Below are 14,293 nucleotides of genomic sequence, written 5' to 3'. Positions count from 1 at the left end.
GCGCGGTACGATGGCGCCGAGAATGCCCCGCATCCTGCATATCGAGGACGATCCGGCCAACCGGCTGCTCGTTCGCAAACTGCTTCAAAAGGCCGGCTACGAAGTGATCGACGCAGCCGATGGGCTCGAAGGCGTGCGGCTTGCGTGCGGGGCAAGGCCCGACCTGGTGCTCGTCGATCTCAACATTCCCGGCCTCGACGGGTTCGAAGTGACGCTGCGTTTGCGCGGCGAACCGCAGTTAGCAGGCGTGCCCATCGTCGCCATCACTGCAGAAGGCGACCGCGAAACGAGCCTCGCCGTCGGTTGCGACGGGTTTCTGCAAAAGCCGATCGATGCGCGATCGTTCGTCAGCCAGATCGAACGTTTCATGCATCAAGGTCCGCGCGAGATCGACGCTGCATCGGCCGGAGCGATGCGCCTGCGGCAACAAAGCTCGCGGATCGTGCAGCATCTCGAAGAAAAAGTAGCGGAGCTGAGCCGCGCCAACTCGCGCTTGCGTGAGCTCGATGCAGCACGAACAGAGTTTTACCGGAACATCTCACACGAGCTCGCGACGCCCATGACGCCGATCGTCGGGTATGTGAAGCTTCTTCAAGACGAAGAGCTCGGGCCGCTCACGCGAGCGCAAAGCAAAGCGCTTCGAGCGATGGACGACTGCATCCGTCGCCTGCGATCGCTGCTCGACAACTTGCTCGACGTGACGGGTCTCGAGACGGGTCGCATGCACTTTCAGCACGGCGACTACGACTTCCTCGACACCACGCGACGCGCGATGGCGCAGGTCGCGGATCGTCTCGCCGAGGCCCGGATCCAGCTCGTCGAGAGTCTTCCACGTGGACCTCTCGCGGCGTGGGGCGATGCAGAAAGGCTTCGGCGGGCCATCGTGCACATGCTGGAAAATGCAGCGAAATTCACGCCTTCCGGAGGGACGGTCGGTGTGCGCGTGAAGAGTTTGCCCTCGGGACACTACGAGCTCTGCGTTGCGGACACGGGACCTGGAATTCCGCATGAACAGCAGGCGCGCATCTTCGATCCGTTTTACCAAGTGGACGGGTCGGTCACGCGTGAGCATGGCGGCGTGGGCGTGGGTCTCGCGATCGCTCGGCGCACGGCTCGAGGGCTCGGTGGCGACTTGCGAATCGTTTCGCCTTGCAACGAAATCATCGAGGCCGTTCGTCTTGGCGGTGCAGCGTTTTACCTTACGGTTGCGGTACGAGCGCCGTGGGAGCTATCCGCCGACGGGGACAAAGATCGGTGAGTCAGATTTATCTCGATTGGAACGCATCAACTCCACCACATCCCGATGTCGTTGCGGCCATGGTCGAGGCAGCTCGCAACGCATGGGGCAACCCTGCAAGCGTTCACGGAACGGGCCGCTTGGCGCGGGCGCGTGTCGAGGACGCACGCGAGGCCGTAGCGACGCTCGTGGGGCTCGATCCGCGTGACGTATACCTGACGTCGGGCGGCACCGAAGCGAACAACCTGGCGCTGTGGCATGCGTTTGCCGATGGTTTGTCCAGGCCAGACGAAGGACGGAACGCTCTCGTCGTGGGTCGCGCCGAGCATCCATCCGTTGTGCGGTTTGCCGAGCACCTTGCGGAACGAGGTGTCCTCGTCGAATGGGTTGCACCTTCTGCATCGGGTCGCGTGGATCCAGCGGCCATCGCGGATGCGATGGATCGCGCTGCATCTGCAGGAGCCACGGTGCGCCTCGTAGCGTTGCAAGCGGTGAACCATGAAACGGGCGTCATTCAGCCGGTGGTCGAGGCTGCGCAACTATGTCGCGCGCGCAAGGCGCTCTTGTTTGTCGATGCGGTACAGGCCGTGGGAAAACTCCCGCGTGAAACGTACGACGTGGCCGATCTGATCAGCGTCGCCGCGCACAAGATCCGCGGTCCCAAAGGAGTTGGAGCGCTCGCGACGCGACCGACGGTACATCTGCGGCGCATGCTGTTTGGCGGGGCGCAAGAGAAGGGTCTTCGGCCGGGCACGCAAGATCCCGTGACGTGTGCAGGGTTTGCCGTGGCTGCGGATCGAGCGCTCGACATGCCGCAGCGTTACGCCGCGATCGCACCGCTGCGCGATCAGCTCGAGGCGGACCTTGCTCGGATCGGCGAGGCTGCGGGCGTTGCAACGTTCAGGAATGGTGACGGTGAACGAGCGCCTCACGTGACGAACGTGTCGTTCCGCGGGTGGCTTGGTCCCGAGCTTTGCGCGGCGCTCGATCTGGAAGGCGTGGCCGTGTCGAGCGGCTCCGCGTGCAGTGCGGGAACGGCCGAGCCATCACCGGTGCTCGAAGCGATGGTCGGGCGCGAGCGTGCTCTGTCTGCCGTGCGCGTGTCGCTGGGTGAAGACACGACACCGGACGACATTCGCGAAGCGCTCGTGCGGTGGGAGCGCGTGCTTGCACGTGCCGCGACGCACGCTGGGATGACCTGAACAAGCGTCGAGCGAGCGGCAGCACCGAGTACTTATTGAGCACTTATTGAAGGACTGCGCGTGTGAGGTTTGTCCTCACGAACCGCATGTGCTCCATCTCGCTTCGACCGGTTCCGCGGGAAAAACGACGGCACGTCGCGCGTTTGCCCGCGTGAGGGGGGCCCTTCAAGCGGTACCTGAACGATTTGCTCCAAGTGCGAGTGGCGTCTCGGAGGTGATGATCTAAGTGCGCGAAATTGATCAACATTTCGGAGCACTTGCGCGGGTCGCGAAGCGATCCACTGAATGGAACGACAACGAGCGACTGCTGGAAGCGTGTTCAGATGAATTCGTTCTTCAACCAAAAGGTATGAAGATATAGTTTAAATGATTGAAATAATTGATATATCGATCTGTGTAAGCGGGATCTTGTTGACAAGTCGAGAGCCGTCTCGATCGCCGAAAAGGTGGACGTCGAGTGTCCGAACTTGGGATTCGGATCGTCATGCGGTGCGCGCAAAGCAATGCCGCTACGCCGAGCCACGTGCGGGCTGCGCTTCGAACCGCTCTGTCAGGATCAGCATCGCAAGAAGGACGCGCGCGGGCCAAATCCTTGGCGTCGGCATCACTCCGTTTGTCGTTGCCGCAGTATCTCGTAGAGCGCGAGTGCGCTTGCGACCGACGCGTTGAGCGAGCTGATGGGTCCTGCCATCGGCAAACGCGCGACGTGATGACAAGCGCGCAAGACGCTCCGCCGCGCGCCTTTGTCCTCGGCGCCGATCACGACCGCCACGGGACCCCGAAGATCGAGCGCCCCAAGCTCGGTGGGCCCTTGCGCATCGAGGCCGATCACGGTCAAACCCCGCTGGCCCAAGTCGTGCATTGCTTGGGGCAGGGCGTGCACGCGGCACAGCACTGCGTGTTCGATCGCCCCTGCGGATGCGCGAAACATCGCCGGTGAGAGCGGTGCGGAGCTGTGTTCGGGCCACACGATCGCGGACGTTCCAAGCGCGACGGCACTTCGTACGATCGCACCAAAGTTTTGCGGATCCATGATGCCGTCGAGCGCCACGAAGATGCTTGTCGGGACAATCGGGACGTCCGCTAGGTTTCGCAGCACGAGCTCCGGCGCTACGGCGAGCACGCCTTGATGTCGTCCAGCACCAGCGGCTCGATCGAGCTCGCCTCTTGGCGCCGATTCGACGCGTATCCCGCGTCCTTCGGCGAACCTCCCGAGCGCTTGGAGCTTGGGGTTCGGCTTGTGTTCGATGACCACGCGTTCGATCGCGCTGCCATGCACGCGAATGGCTTCACGGACGGGTTGAACGCCGAAGATCACACGACTCACGACGTTCGAGCCTCGAGTGCAGTTTCAATTTCCAGCACGACCATACGGGCAGCTTCACACGGATCGGCCGCATCACGTATCGGCCGTCCGACGACGAGCAGGTCGGCACCTTTGGCAATCGCGTCTGCGGGCGTGACGACTCGTTTCTGATCGCCGCTTTCGCTTCCAGCAGGGCGGATTCCCGGCGTGACGAGCAGTGCGTCTGGGCCGAGGGTTTGGCGCAGGTTCGTCGCTTCTGCAGCCGACGCGACAAACCCTCGAATGCCCGCGTTCCACGCAACACGCGCGACGCGTTCGACCTGTACGGCGGGCGTTGCGTCGATCCCAACGGCGGCGAGATCCGCCGCATCGAGTGACGTCAACACGGTCACGGCGAGGATGGTGAGTGGCGTGCTCGCGCGTGAGGCCTCTTCGGCGGCTCGAGCGAGCATTGCGTGACCGCCGTGGGCGTGAACGGTGAGGTATCGGATCCCGAGCGATGCGGCGGCTTTCACTGCGCGGCCTACGGTTTCCGGGATGTCGTGCAGTTTCAGATCGAGAAACACGTCAAGGCCGCGGTCATGACAAACCGCGATGGATGCTGGTCCTTCGCGCATGAACAACTCGAGGCCCACCTTGAGCACGCCGACGTGCGGCGCGACGGTGCGAGCGCCTTCGCGTGCTTCGTCGAGCGACGCGTAGTCGAGCGGAAAAACCAGACGCTGCCGTGCAGCTATGCGGTCAGGAGTCACGATGGGAGGGTCCTAAAGCGCCGCCCCAATTGGAACAAGGGCAAATCGGGGGGTATGGGGGGCAGAGCAGCTAGTTCCCCCTCTCCGCCGCGCCGTAGGCGCGTGGGGAGAGGGGGTTAGGGGGTGAGGCGCGAGCCCCCCATGCCTGCTTTCAGAGACAGCTACAGAGCGGATCGCCAGGTGCGCACTTGCATGTCGGGGACGGACCACCGCCACCCGCGGGCCTCGGACCGCCGACACCCTTCTTCGCTGCCGCTGCTTTCTCCCGCTCTTCGTCGAGCTGCTTCTGGAGTTTGGCGCGGGTCGCTTCGTCCTGGGCGCTCGAGAGTTGCGACAGCAGGCTGTCGATCTTCGCTTGTTGAGCTTTCGCTTGCTCTTCGGCCTTCTTCTTTTCTTCTTCGGCCTGACGAGCTTGCTGCTCCAGCGCCATGCGCGCCTTCTCGTCGTCCTGACTCTTCTTGATGAGCAGGCCCGTCGTGATGCCGCCGATCACGACCACTGCGGCAACGACGCCATACAGCGTCTTGCGCAGCTTCTTCTTCGACTCGTCGTGCTGCAGCGCTGCGAGCTTTCGCTCGTGCTCTTGCTGCGCGGACATCGCTTCGAGGCGAGCCTTCTGCTCGGCTTCGACGCGTGCCTTTTCGACCTCGGCTTGACGAATCGCTTCGAGGCGCGCGGCCTCTTCGCGAGCACGGCGCTCGTCGTCGCGACGCCGTTCTTCTTCGGCCCGAATGCGGGCTTCTTCTTCTTCACGTGCGCGGCGTTCAGCGTCGGCTTTCGCCTGCGCTTCTGCGGCTACAGCCGCCGCCTTCGCATCCTCCTCCTGCTTGATTCGGTCCTCCTCGAGGCTCATCAGCTCCTTCAGGGAGAACAGGACCGAGCTTTCCTTCTGTTCGGACATGACGTCGTGGCTCCTTCAAAAGCTGCGCGCTCGCCATTCTTATCCGGAGGAGGACCGCCACTGCTAGTCAGATCGGCGGAACCTTATCCGAGGACACCCGCTGGGGTGAGATTATCGCGGCGCCTGTCGGTATCAACCCCCGACCAAGGGTGTCAATTGGGTCGCTTCGGAATTTTCTTCCCGATCCAGCGTTCGGGCAAGTTTACGCGATCCAAAGTCGACGTAGCGGCTCAGAACACGCAAAGTGCCCTTTCGTGCTTGACGATAGCTCCATTTCCAGCATCGACGTCACTCCACTTGGCATCCATTCTGCGCTCCGCTAGCGTCGCGTGCCCATGGCAAACATCAAGGCACACATCACGGGCACGGTTTGGAAAATCGAAGTCAAGGTCGGTGACTCCGTCGACGAAGGCACCACCGTCGTCATCCTCGAGTCCATGAAGATGGAAATGCCCGTCGAATCCGAGGATTCGGGCACCGTCAAAGCCATCCTCGTGTCGGAAGGACAATCGGTCACCGAAGGTCAACCGCTCGTCGAATTGGAATAGTCGAAGCCTTCACGCGCGATCACTCGCGCCAGAAAAACTTCCATGGGTTGTGCTTCAGATCCCGCACCAGCTCTTGGAGGTCATCGTAAAGCTGTTCGTCAGCCACGAGCGCTCCCACGGTGCCTTTGCCCCGACGCACCCCCGACGCAATCGCTTGCGCATCCTGCGTCAGACCCTTCGTGTTCTTCGCGACCTCGGCAAGATCCGACATCATCTGCCGCAACTTCGCCTGTTCGCTTTCAGCTCCAACGGTTTGACTCACGCGCTTGACCGCCGACATCGTTTCCTTCGCATCGGCAAGCAGCGACGGCGCATCTTTCGCCAGCGCACCCGTGGCGTGATCCACGTTCACGAGAATCCGATCGATCGCGGGATTCTCCACGTACTTTTGCTTCGCTTCACGCACCGTGTCCTGCGTGTCGACCGTGATCTGTTCGACGTTCGCCGTGATGCGATCGAGCCGCCCGCCGTTTTTCTCGAAGTAGTCGCCCGTGCCTTTCAGCGTACGTGACAAACCGTTCAGCATGACGCCGATCTCGTCCTTGTTCCCTCGAAGCGCCGTCGTCGCGACGTGAAGCAGCTCGTAGGTCTCCGCGACGAGCAGATCGAAACGTGGTGGATCGATGCCGCGCACGATCGCGTTTTCAGCAAGCACCTCGCGATCGGGGCTGCCCGGATCGACCGCCAGGTACTGCTCGCCGAGCACGCTCGCCGAAGTCACGAAAAAGACCGCGTTGTCGTGGATGCCGGGCTGGTATTTCTTCTCCAGCTCGACTTTGATCCGCACGAGCGTTTGTCGCGTACCGCTCGGGCTCGGCGCACCACCTCGATATTGGATCTCGCTGACCTTACCTACCTTCACACCAGCAATCTTCACCGGCGCGCCAGCCTGAAGACCGCCAGGGTTGTCGAAGTCGACGAAAAGAACGTACTTCGGCTCGAAGTTGATCCCACCCATGACGAGGATGAACACTGCAAGCAGCACGGTGGCCGCAAGGATCAGAATGCCGACTTTGACCTCGATCGAACGCGAGCTCGCCATGACACGCACTATGCCTCAGTTACGCGTAGGATCACACGCAGTCGTTACGACGCACTGCGCCGGATTCGCATGATCTCGTTCCGCCACCTAGCCAAGTCGTTTGGCCCGAAAAAAGTCATCGAAGACGTGAGCTTCGACGTGCAGGACGGGGAGGTGTTTTTCATCATCGGCCAGTCGGGCGTCGGCAAAAGCGTGCTCATCAAGCACCTCGTCGGGCTGCTCTATCCCGACGCCGGCGAAATCTGGCTCGACGGCGAAGAGATCAGCCGGTTCGACGAAGAGCGCATGTACCCGGTGCGCATGAAATGCGCGATGGTTTTCCAACACTCGACGCTGTTCGATTCGATGACGTGCGCGGAGAACGTCGCGCTGCCGCTGCGCAAACACAAAGGCTTGAAGCCGAAAGAAGCCCTGCGAGAAGCTCAAAAACGGCTCGAACAAGTGCACATGGCCGAGTTTGCAAACCGCTATCCACCAGAGCTCGGCGACGGCATGCGCAAACGCGTCGCGATCGCACGCGCCCTGACGCTCGATCCGCAATACGTTCTTTTCGACGAACCCACCACGAGCCTCGATCCCGTCAGCGCAAGGCGCGTCGACAAACTCATCCGAGAGCTCAGCGATACGCTCGGTGTGACGAGCATCGTCGTGAGCCACGATCTCGCGAGCATATTTTCCATCGCCGATCGCATCGTGATGCTTTACAAAGGGTTTGTCCGGATGATCGGCACACCGGACGAGTTCAAACGTGTCGATGACGCGGTCATCCAGCAATTCATCCACGGGCGCGCCGAGGGGCCGATCGAGTAGCCTGACCCCCCGACGCCTCACCCCCCGACCCCCTCTCCCTATGAGGGAGAGGGGGAGAAAGAGGCTGGCAGCGCGGGCAATACACGGTCGTACGACCTCCAAGCGTCACGCTCAACAGTGGCGTCTTGCAGCGCGGACAAGGTTCACGCGCGCGCCCGTACGCGAGAAATGGATTGGACGCGCCTCTTCGTTCCGACAAGTAGACGATCTCCTCGTCGGGTCCCTGCGCCGCGAGCGTGTGGCGGATCGATGCAGTGATGCCTTTGGCGAGACGTGTGAGCTCCTCCTGCGTGAGACTCGATGCCGGGCGGGCAGGGTGAATCCGAGCTCGAAAGAGCGCCTCGGTCGCTTGGATGTTTCCGAGCCCGGCGATGACCGACGAGTCCATGAGCAGCACTTTGATCGGGCTGCGTGATGTTCCAAAAACCGCACGCAAGACATCCGCATCGACGCGATCCGTGAGCGGATCGGGGCCGAGATCGCGGAGCTCGGGCAACTTCGCGAGTTTGTCCTTTGGTACGATCATCAGGACCCCGAACATGCGCGGATCGACGTCGTGAAGGACCGACGAATCGGAAAGAAACAGCCGCGCTCGGGATGATCGAGGCGCTGGATCCGCAGCCGATCGACGAACCCACTTGCCGCTCATGCCCAGGTGCGCGAGCAAGCAGCGATCATCGTCCAGTTGCAACAGCAAGTGTTTGCCTCGCCGCTGCACATTGACGACCGTTCGTCCCGACAAAGCTTTGGCGAAGGATCTCGGGGTGGTTTTCCCCCGAAGCAAACGCGTGGGGTCGGCTTCCGCGCGCTCGATGATGTGGCCTTCGAGCCAGCGGCGAAGCTGTCGCGCGCAATGTTCGACTTCGGGGAGCTCCGGCACATGGCCAAGACAAACGATCAGGGCCCGAAGATCAAGTACCCGCTGGCCGAAAGAACGAGGTCGAGTGCGATGACCGCGAGGGACGTATTTACGACGGCGCGTGTCGTTGCCCAACCTACGCCTTCGCTGCCGCCGTGCGTGGTGAGGCCCGAGTGTCCGGAGACGATCGGAACGGCCGCTCCATACGCAAGGCACTTGGCGAGTCCCACGATGAGGTCGCCTTTGTCGACGAGTTGCAGATTGAAAAACGTTCGAGGAAGGACGTCGAACGTGGTGTAGGCCGTGATCATGCCGGTCAAAATCGCGATGGCCGTCACCCATATGATGAGCACGACGGTCATCACGATGCTGGCGATGAAGCGCGGTTTGATCAGGTAGTCGATAGGATCGGCGGCGCACATGCGCAGCGCATCGACCTGTTCGGTCACGACCATGGATCCAATTTCGGCAGCGATGCCCGCACCTACGCGCGTGGCGAGCATGAGGCCCCCGATCGTCGCGGCGAGATCGCGAATGAGCAGCTCGAGATACGACGCGCCCACCATGCTGAATTCCGGCAAGACGCGCTTGAGCTGAAGGCCGCCCTGGAGCACCAAAATCATCCCGATGAAACCCATCACCACGGTGAGGAAAACGAGCGATCGGTTGCCGATCTCGAACATCTGGTTGATGACGGCTTTGACGTCCGGGCGGCCGCGAAAGCAGTAGTAGATCGTTCGGATGAGCACTGACGCGATCTCGAGGCCCGTTCGTATCAGGCCGAGCGCTTGTCGACCGAGTGCTTCGACGAACGACGGATCGTCTTCGCCCGGCAGTTCTTCATGGCTGGCGTTTGCAGCGGCATTGTCGGGAGTTTTTGCCGATTGCATCGCAAGCCCGTCAGTCGAGGGTGAACGAGACGAAGTAGTCGACGACGAAGATCCCAGCAGCGCTCGTGACGACCGTGGCATTGACCGCTCGTCCCACGCCAGGTGCGCCGCCCTTCACGCTGAGGCCGTAGGTGCAGCTCGATAAGCCAATCACGATGCCGAACACGATGCTCTTGATGATTCCGCTGAGCACGTCGTTCACGCCGAGAAGGCCCATCGTGACGCCGTTGTAAAAGGTCTTGGGCTCCACGCCGAGCAGCGCATAACCACCGACGGACGCTCCGAGGAGCGCCAGCGTGTCGGCGAAAATCGTCGACAAGTACAGCGTGACCACCATCGCGATGAAACGAGGCGCGATCAAAAACGCGATGGGATCGATCGCGAGCACGCGTAGTGCGTCGATCTGCTCGGTCACGACCATCGTTCCAAGCTCGGCCGTGTTGTTTGCGCCGACGCGACCGTTGATCATGAGCGCGGTCAAGAGCGGTGCAATTTCGCGCAAAATGCTGAAGCCCGCGGCCCATCCGAGCAGCCCATGTGCACCGATGCGCACGACCAGCGGCGCGGCCTGAATCACGACGAGCGAGCCTGTAAAAAGCGCCGTGACGATCACGATCGGGATCGACTTGACCCCCATCTTGTAGAGGTTTCGCATCACCTCTTCGCCGTCGATCCGCAGCGTGAGCAGCCTGCGCAGAATCTGAAAACCAAGCACGGCCATACCGCCAACGGTGCCTGCGACGTTCAGAAAACCCGTTCCAACCTCTTCGGCGAGGCTGACATCGGTCGGCGGAGGACCGATCGGAGCCGTCCGACGCTTTGCGCGTGTGCTTGGAGGCGGCGGAAGTTTCGCAGCCGCGGGGTTTGCCGGGGAACGGCTCATGCAGGGGCGCCATGTTAGCCCACGTGCGGCAACGCGTGGCCCTTGGGGCAGGGAAGCAATAATGACGCTACGCGTCTAGACGTGGTGATTGTCGCAACGCGTCGTATGTGTGGACGAGCCTTACGCGGCTGGTCGTCGCCGACGGATGCGGCCGACGAGCAAGCCGAGCAAGCTGAGGAGTGCAAAGCCACGCGAGGTCGAGCGGTCGGTGTCATCGGCGATGCCGCAATCGCATCCGCCGGCCGTCGTGGTGTCATCGCCTGGGCGTTCGACGGTGCAATCCGCTGCGCAGCCATCGCCACCGTTCGTATTGCCGTCGTCGCAGCCTTCGCCGTCCGATTGAATGCCATTGCCGCACGCCGTGGCCGTGCAATTGGAATCGCAGCCGTCGCCGTCGGTGGGATTGCCGTCATCGCATTCTTCGCCGTTGCTTTTGACGCCATTGCCGCAACCCGTCGCGGTGCAATTGGAATCGCACTTGTCGCCGTCGTTGGTATTGCCGTCGTCGCATTCTTCACCCGTGTTCATGATGCCATTGCCGCAAGCCGAAACCGAGCAATTGGAATCGCAGCCGTCGTCGTCGTTGGTATTGCCGTCGTCGCATTCTTCGCCGTTGCTTATGACGTTGTTGCCGCAGGCCGTGAAGGTGCAATTGGAGTCGCAACCGTCGCCTTCGGTGGCATTGGCGTCGTCGCAGTCTTCGTCATTGGCCTTGATGCCATTGCCGCAGCCGGGGACCGTGCAATTGGAATCGCAGGTGTCGCCGTTGATGTCATTGCCGTCGTCGCACGCTTCGCCAGGGGTGACGATGCCATTGCCGCAGCCTGGGACCGTGCAATTGGAATCGCAGGTGTCGCCGTTGATGTCATTGCCGTCATCGCACGCTTCGCCGTCGGTCATGATGCCATTGCCGCAGGCGGTGACGGTGCAGTTGGAATCGCAGTTGTCGCCGTCGACCAAATTGCCGTCGTCGCAGACTTCGGCGCCGGCCGTAATGCCATTGCCGCAGGCGGGGATCGTGCAATTGGAATCGCAGGTGTCGCCGTCGATCATATTGCCGTCGTCGCAGACTTCGGTCCCGGTCACGATGCCATTACCACAGCCGGGTATGGTGCAGTTGTTGTCGCAGTCATCGCCGTTCACCATGTTTCCGTCGTCGCACGCTTCGCCCCGCGTCGTGATGCCATTGCCGCAAGCGGTCACGGTGCAATTGTTGTCGCAATCGTCGCCGTTCAGCATGTTGCCGTCGTCGCAGGCTTCGCCGTCCGTCACGACGCCATTGCCACACGCGGTCACGGTGCAGTTGGAATCGCAATTGTCACCGTCGATCATGTTGCCGTCGTCACAGGCTTCGGCGCCGCCCGTGATGCCATTGCCGCAGGCACTCACGGTGCAATTGGTGTCGCACCCATCGCCTTCGGTCGTATTGCCATCGTCGCACGCTTCGCCCATCGTCATGATACCATTGCCGCAGGCGGTCACGGTGCAATTGGAATCGCATCCATCGTCGTCGATGGTGTTGCCGTCATCACACACCTCGTCCGGAGCCGTGATGCCATTGCCACAGGCGCTCGCGGTGCAATTGGAATCGCAGCCGTCGCCCTCCGTTCCATTGCCGTCGTCACACGCTTCGGGCATTTCCGAAATGGCATCGCCGCAATAACGTACGTCGACGTTCATCACGATGTGCATGGTGGCAAACCCAACCGTGGCGAGGTCAACCGGCTGAGGGGCCCCACAGTCCGGCGCACGAATGTAACACGGAGCACTTTGCCCACCAGTGTTCGAACCGATGACGAAGACCTCGTCACCCGCTATTCCGCTAGGAACGAAGATTTCCACCACCACTTCGTCGCTCGTGTTGAACGACGCATTGGGCATGACTGGAATCGTGAGCAGTTGCGATGCCTGGTCTTGCACCTGCACCGGGATCGGGGCGACGAGGGGCACCAAATTGGCCGTATCGAGCACGCCTGCCAGCGTATGCAGTCGCAGCTCGATCGGCTGCGGGCCTCCTTGCGCCGCTTCTACGGCAATCTGCACGCTCTTGAACTCACCCGACGTAATGCCGAGGTTCGACAGATTAAAAATTCGGTAGTACGAATTTTCCAAATGCACCATACCATTGTTGCATACTGCCGATCCGGCGGCGATGCTCGTCGTATCCGTGTTCTGCGTGATGATGCCCGCATTGGCCTGCCCACATACGCCAACGAGCCCCGCTGCTGCAAGTACCCCAAGAATTCTTCCGTGCCTCATGGTCGTTCTCCAATCCAAAGTTGATCGGAAAAACAACCACGATTCCGTTTGGCACGCAAGAGAGTCGTGTTCGTCCAGAGCCGAAGTCTCGCGTTTTTTCAGCTAGCGTTGGTCACGATATCGCGGCGGGTGCCTGCTCTTGCTTGGTACGGGCACCTTCCAATATCGCGAATAACTGCTGCCCACTATGCTCCCAATCCGGAGGCGCTGTTCGCGCGATTTCTTCTTCGGACCACGATCGACGAAGCGCGGATTGCATGGCCGAAGCAAGGGCGATCTCGTCCCGCGGAGGCACGAGCAGGCCGGTGCGATCGTGCTGGACGACATCGGGAATTCCGCCCACGTGCGTCGCGACGACGGGCCTTCCCGCAGCGAGCGATTCGAGTACGACATTGGGTGTACCTTCCGCCCAGCTCGGCAATACCAAAGCATCGGCGGCTGCGAGATAATGCGCAACGTCGTCCGGGGGGCGCGCTCCCACGAGCAAAATTCGACTGTCGCCCTTGGTTTGTCGTGCCAAGCGATCGCTCTGCGAACCTTCGCCGACGAAAACGAGCGATATGGGTTCGGGCCATTTCGTCGTGATTTGGTGAAATGCTGTCAAGAGCTCATCGAGTCCCTTTTCGCGCTCGATTCTGCCGACGAATAGCAATAATTTGCCCTGTTCGGGAAGTCCCAGACGTTTGCGGGCATCGGATCGATTGCGAGGTTGAAAGAGTCGACGATCGACGCCGTTGGGGACGAGCTTCACGCTATCGGGGTGGGCGCCCAGGGTGACGAGGGCATGGAGCATGGGTCGACTGACGGCAATTGCTGCACTGGCGCCGCGAAGAGCGCTGCGAATGAATGGCCGGACGGAGGGCGATCGAGCGATGACATTGACATCGGTGCCGTGCGCTTTGACGACGTACGGCAGGCCCAGCATCATGGCGACCTGTCGAGCGGCCCAAGCATCAGGGAACAAATAGGTTCCGAGCACGACGTCGAAGCGATTCCGCAATTCGGGTAGCAGCGGCAAGAGGCCCGTCAAATAAAGCGGCGCGTTGATTGCGGAAAGCAGCGGTCCCACGCGGGGCACGTAGGTCGCGTGCGGATGCAAGAGGGGCAAACCATCCATGCTGTCGCGAGCGGGCAAGCGGCTCAGTTTTCCGACGCGTGTCTTGTCCCCCAGAAGCCGAGCACCTGGAAAATGCGGAATGACCGCGGCGACGGTCAGGTCCGCATGGCGAGCCAAAGCAACGAATTGTTTTCGCTGAAATGGACAAGCCAGAGGTTCCAAGCGATTCGGGAAAATGCGAGTTACCGCAAGAACGCGGAGCCGTCCGGACGCAGGCTCGAAACTGCGATGAATTGAAAACACGGGCAACTCATTGCATGAACGGGCCAAAGGGCAAGCATGAGCCGATCGAATTCATAACAACGTCACGAACGAAATGGGAGCGGGTTCCAACAGCAATGAATTCGTTGCGAATGGAATTTCTGGGGGGTATGGGGGGGCCCGAGCCTCGCCGTGCATTTGCGCCAGCAAAAGCACCGGGAGGCGAGCCTCGGGCCCCCCCATCGTGACCAAACCTCGCGCAGCGCGCGTCCCACGCGCGCGAAGC

General features: G+C 61.4%; 13 protein-coding genes. 4 read left to right on the top strand and 9 right to left on the bottom strand.

Features of this window, described 5'->3' with window-relative positions; genetic code table 11:
• The first annotated feature begins 22 nt into the window (after positions 1-22).
• Both IPM54_28575 and IPM54_28570 read left to right on the top strand, forming a co-directional pair.
• Positions 23-1,258 (top strand): hybrid sensor histidine kinase/response regulator, encoded by a 1,236-nt coding sequence (locus IPM54_28575; GenBank protein MBK9263747.1) that lies wholly within the window; start codon positions 23-25, stop codon positions 1,256-1,258.
• Positions 1,231-2,439 (top strand): cysteine desulfurase, encoded by a 1,209-nt coding sequence (locus IPM54_28570; GenBank protein MBK9263746.1) that lies wholly within the window; start codon positions 1,231-1,233, stop codon positions 2,437-2,439. The genes IPM54_28575 and IPM54_28570 overlap by 28 nt, the downstream gene beginning before the upstream one ends.
• Positions 2,440-3,043: 604 nt before the next feature.
• Here IPM54_28570 and rlmB read toward each other — a convergent pair.
• The 3 genes from rlmB to IPM54_28555 form a co-directional block, all read right to left on the bottom strand.
• On the bottom strand, positions 3,044-3,766 hold the full coding sequence (gene rlmB / locus IPM54_28565) for a 23S rRNA (guanosine(2251)-2'-O)-methyltransferase RlmB (GenBank protein MBK9263745.1): 723 nt from the start codon (positions 3,764-3,766) through the stop codon (positions 3,044-3,046).
• Positions 3,763-4,500 carry an orotidine-5'-phosphate decarboxylase gene (gene pyrF, locus IPM54_28560; GenBank protein MBK9263744.1) on the bottom strand — a complete coding sequence of 246 codons (738 nt, stop codon included), beginning with the start codon at positions 4,498-4,500 and terminating at the stop codon, positions 3,763-3,765. The genes rlmB and pyrF overlap by 4 nt, the downstream gene beginning before the upstream one ends.
• Before the next feature lie 148 nt (positions 4,501-4,648).
• On the bottom strand, positions 4,649-5,398 hold the full coding sequence (locus IPM54_28555) for a hypothetical protein (GenBank protein MBK9263743.1): 750 nt from the start codon (positions 5,396-5,398) through the stop codon (positions 4,649-4,651).
• Between the two features lie 335 nt (positions 5,399-5,733).
• Here IPM54_28555 and IPM54_28550 point away from each other — a divergent pair, with 335 nt between their 5' ends.
• On the top strand, positions 5,734-5,946 hold the full coding sequence (locus IPM54_28550) for a biotin/lipoyl-binding carrier protein (GenBank protein ID MBK9263742.1): 213 nt from the start codon (positions 5,734-5,736) through the stop codon (positions 5,944-5,946).
• Between the two features lie 19 nt (positions 5,947-5,965).
• On the opposite strand, the gene IPM54_28545 is transcribed toward IPM54_28550, so the two are convergent.
• Positions 5,966-6,988, bottom strand: coding sequence for an MCE family protein (locus IPM54_28545; GenBank protein ID MBK9263741.1), 1,023 nt, complete (start codon positions 6,986-6,988; stop codon positions 5,966-5,968).
• 69 nt (positions 6,989-7,057) lie between these two features.
• Between IPM54_28545 and IPM54_28540 the strand changes: the two genes are divergently transcribed.
• Positions 7,058-7,798, top strand: coding sequence for an ATP-binding cassette domain-containing protein (locus IPM54_28540; protein MBK9263740.1), 741 nt, complete (start codon positions 7,058-7,060; stop codon positions 7,796-7,798).
• Here IPM54_28540 and mutM read toward each other — a convergent pair.
• The 5 genes from mutM to IPM54_28515 form a co-directional block, all read right to left on the bottom strand.
• Positions 7,764-8,678 carry a bifunctional DNA-formamidopyrimidine glycosylase/DNA-(apurinic or apyrimidinic site) lyase gene (gene mutM / locus IPM54_28535; GenBank protein MBK9263739.1) on the bottom strand — a complete coding sequence of 305 codons (915 nt, stop codon included), beginning with the start codon at positions 8,676-8,678 and terminating at the stop codon, positions 7,764-7,766. The genes IPM54_28540 and mutM overlap by 35 nt on opposite strands.
• A gap of 17 nt (positions 8,679-8,695) precedes the next feature.
• Positions 8,696-9,547 carry an ABC transporter permease gene (locus IPM54_28530; protein ID MBK9263738.1) on the bottom strand — a complete coding sequence of 284 codons (852 nt, stop codon included), beginning with the start codon at positions 9,545-9,547 and terminating at the stop codon, positions 8,696-8,698.
• A 10-nt stretch (positions 9,548-9,557) separates the two neighbouring features.
• Positions 9,558-10,430: an ABC transporter permease gene (locus IPM54_28525; protein MBK9263737.1), complete on the bottom strand. Its 873-nt coding sequence runs from the start codon at positions 10,428-10,430 to the stop codon at positions 9,558-9,560.
• Positions 10,431-10,550: 120 nt separating this feature from the next.
• Entirely contained in the window at positions 10,551-12,689 is a 2,139-nt protein-coding gene (locus tag IPM54_28520; GenBank protein MBK9263736.1) for a DUF4215 domain-containing protein, read from the bottom strand.
• A 112-nt stretch (positions 12,690-12,801) separates the two neighbouring features.
• Positions 12,802-14,049 carry a glycosyltransferase family 4 protein gene (locus tag IPM54_28515; protein ID MBK9263735.1) on the bottom strand — a complete coding sequence of 416 codons (1,248 nt, stop codon included), beginning with the start codon at positions 14,047-14,049 and terminating at the stop codon, positions 12,802-12,804.
• Positions 14,050-14,293 lie beyond the last annotated feature (244 nt).

The sequence above is a fragment of the Polyangiaceae bacterium genome (genome assembly GCA_016715885.1).
GTDB lineage: Bacteria > Myxococcota_A > Polyangia > Polyangiales > Polyangiaceae > Polyangium.
Note: the sequence above shows the minus strand (reverse complement) of the source record. Positions and strands in the feature narration are given on the sequence as shown.

Bases quoted from the DNA above. Each gene is read 5' to 3' on its own strand.
- IPM54_28525 (MBK9263737.1), bottom strand. From the start codon at position 10,430: ATGAGCCGTTCCCCGGCAAACCCCGCGGCTGCGAAACTTCCGCCGCCT.
- IPM54_28545 (MBK9263741.1), bottom strand. From the start codon at position 6,988: ATGGCGAGCTCGCGTTCGATCGAGGTCAAAGTCGGCATTCTGATCCTT.
- IPM54_28530 (MBK9263738.1), bottom strand. From the start codon at position 9,547: ATGCAATCGGCAAAAACTCCCGACAATGCCGCTGCAAACGCCAGCCAT.
- IPM54_28550 (MBK9263742.1), top strand. From the start codon at position 5,734: ATGGCAAACATCAAGGCACACATCACGGGCACGGTTTGGAAAATCGAA.
- IPM54_28555 (MBK9263743.1), bottom strand. From the start codon at position 5,398: ATGTCCGAACAGAAGGAAAGCTCGGTCCTGTTCTCCCTGAAGGAGCTG.
- IPM54_28540 (MBK9263740.1), top strand. From the start codon at position 7,058: ATGATCTCGTTCCGCCACCTAGCCAAGTCGTTTGGCCCGAAAAAAGTC.
- IPM54_28575 (MBK9263747.1), top strand. From the start codon at position 23: ATGCCCCGCATCCTGCATATCGAGGACGATCCGGCCAACCGGCTGCTC.
- IPM54_28520 (MBK9263736.1), bottom strand. From the start codon at position 12,689: ATGAGGCACGGAAGAATTCTTGGGGTACTTGCAGCAGCGGGGCTCGTT.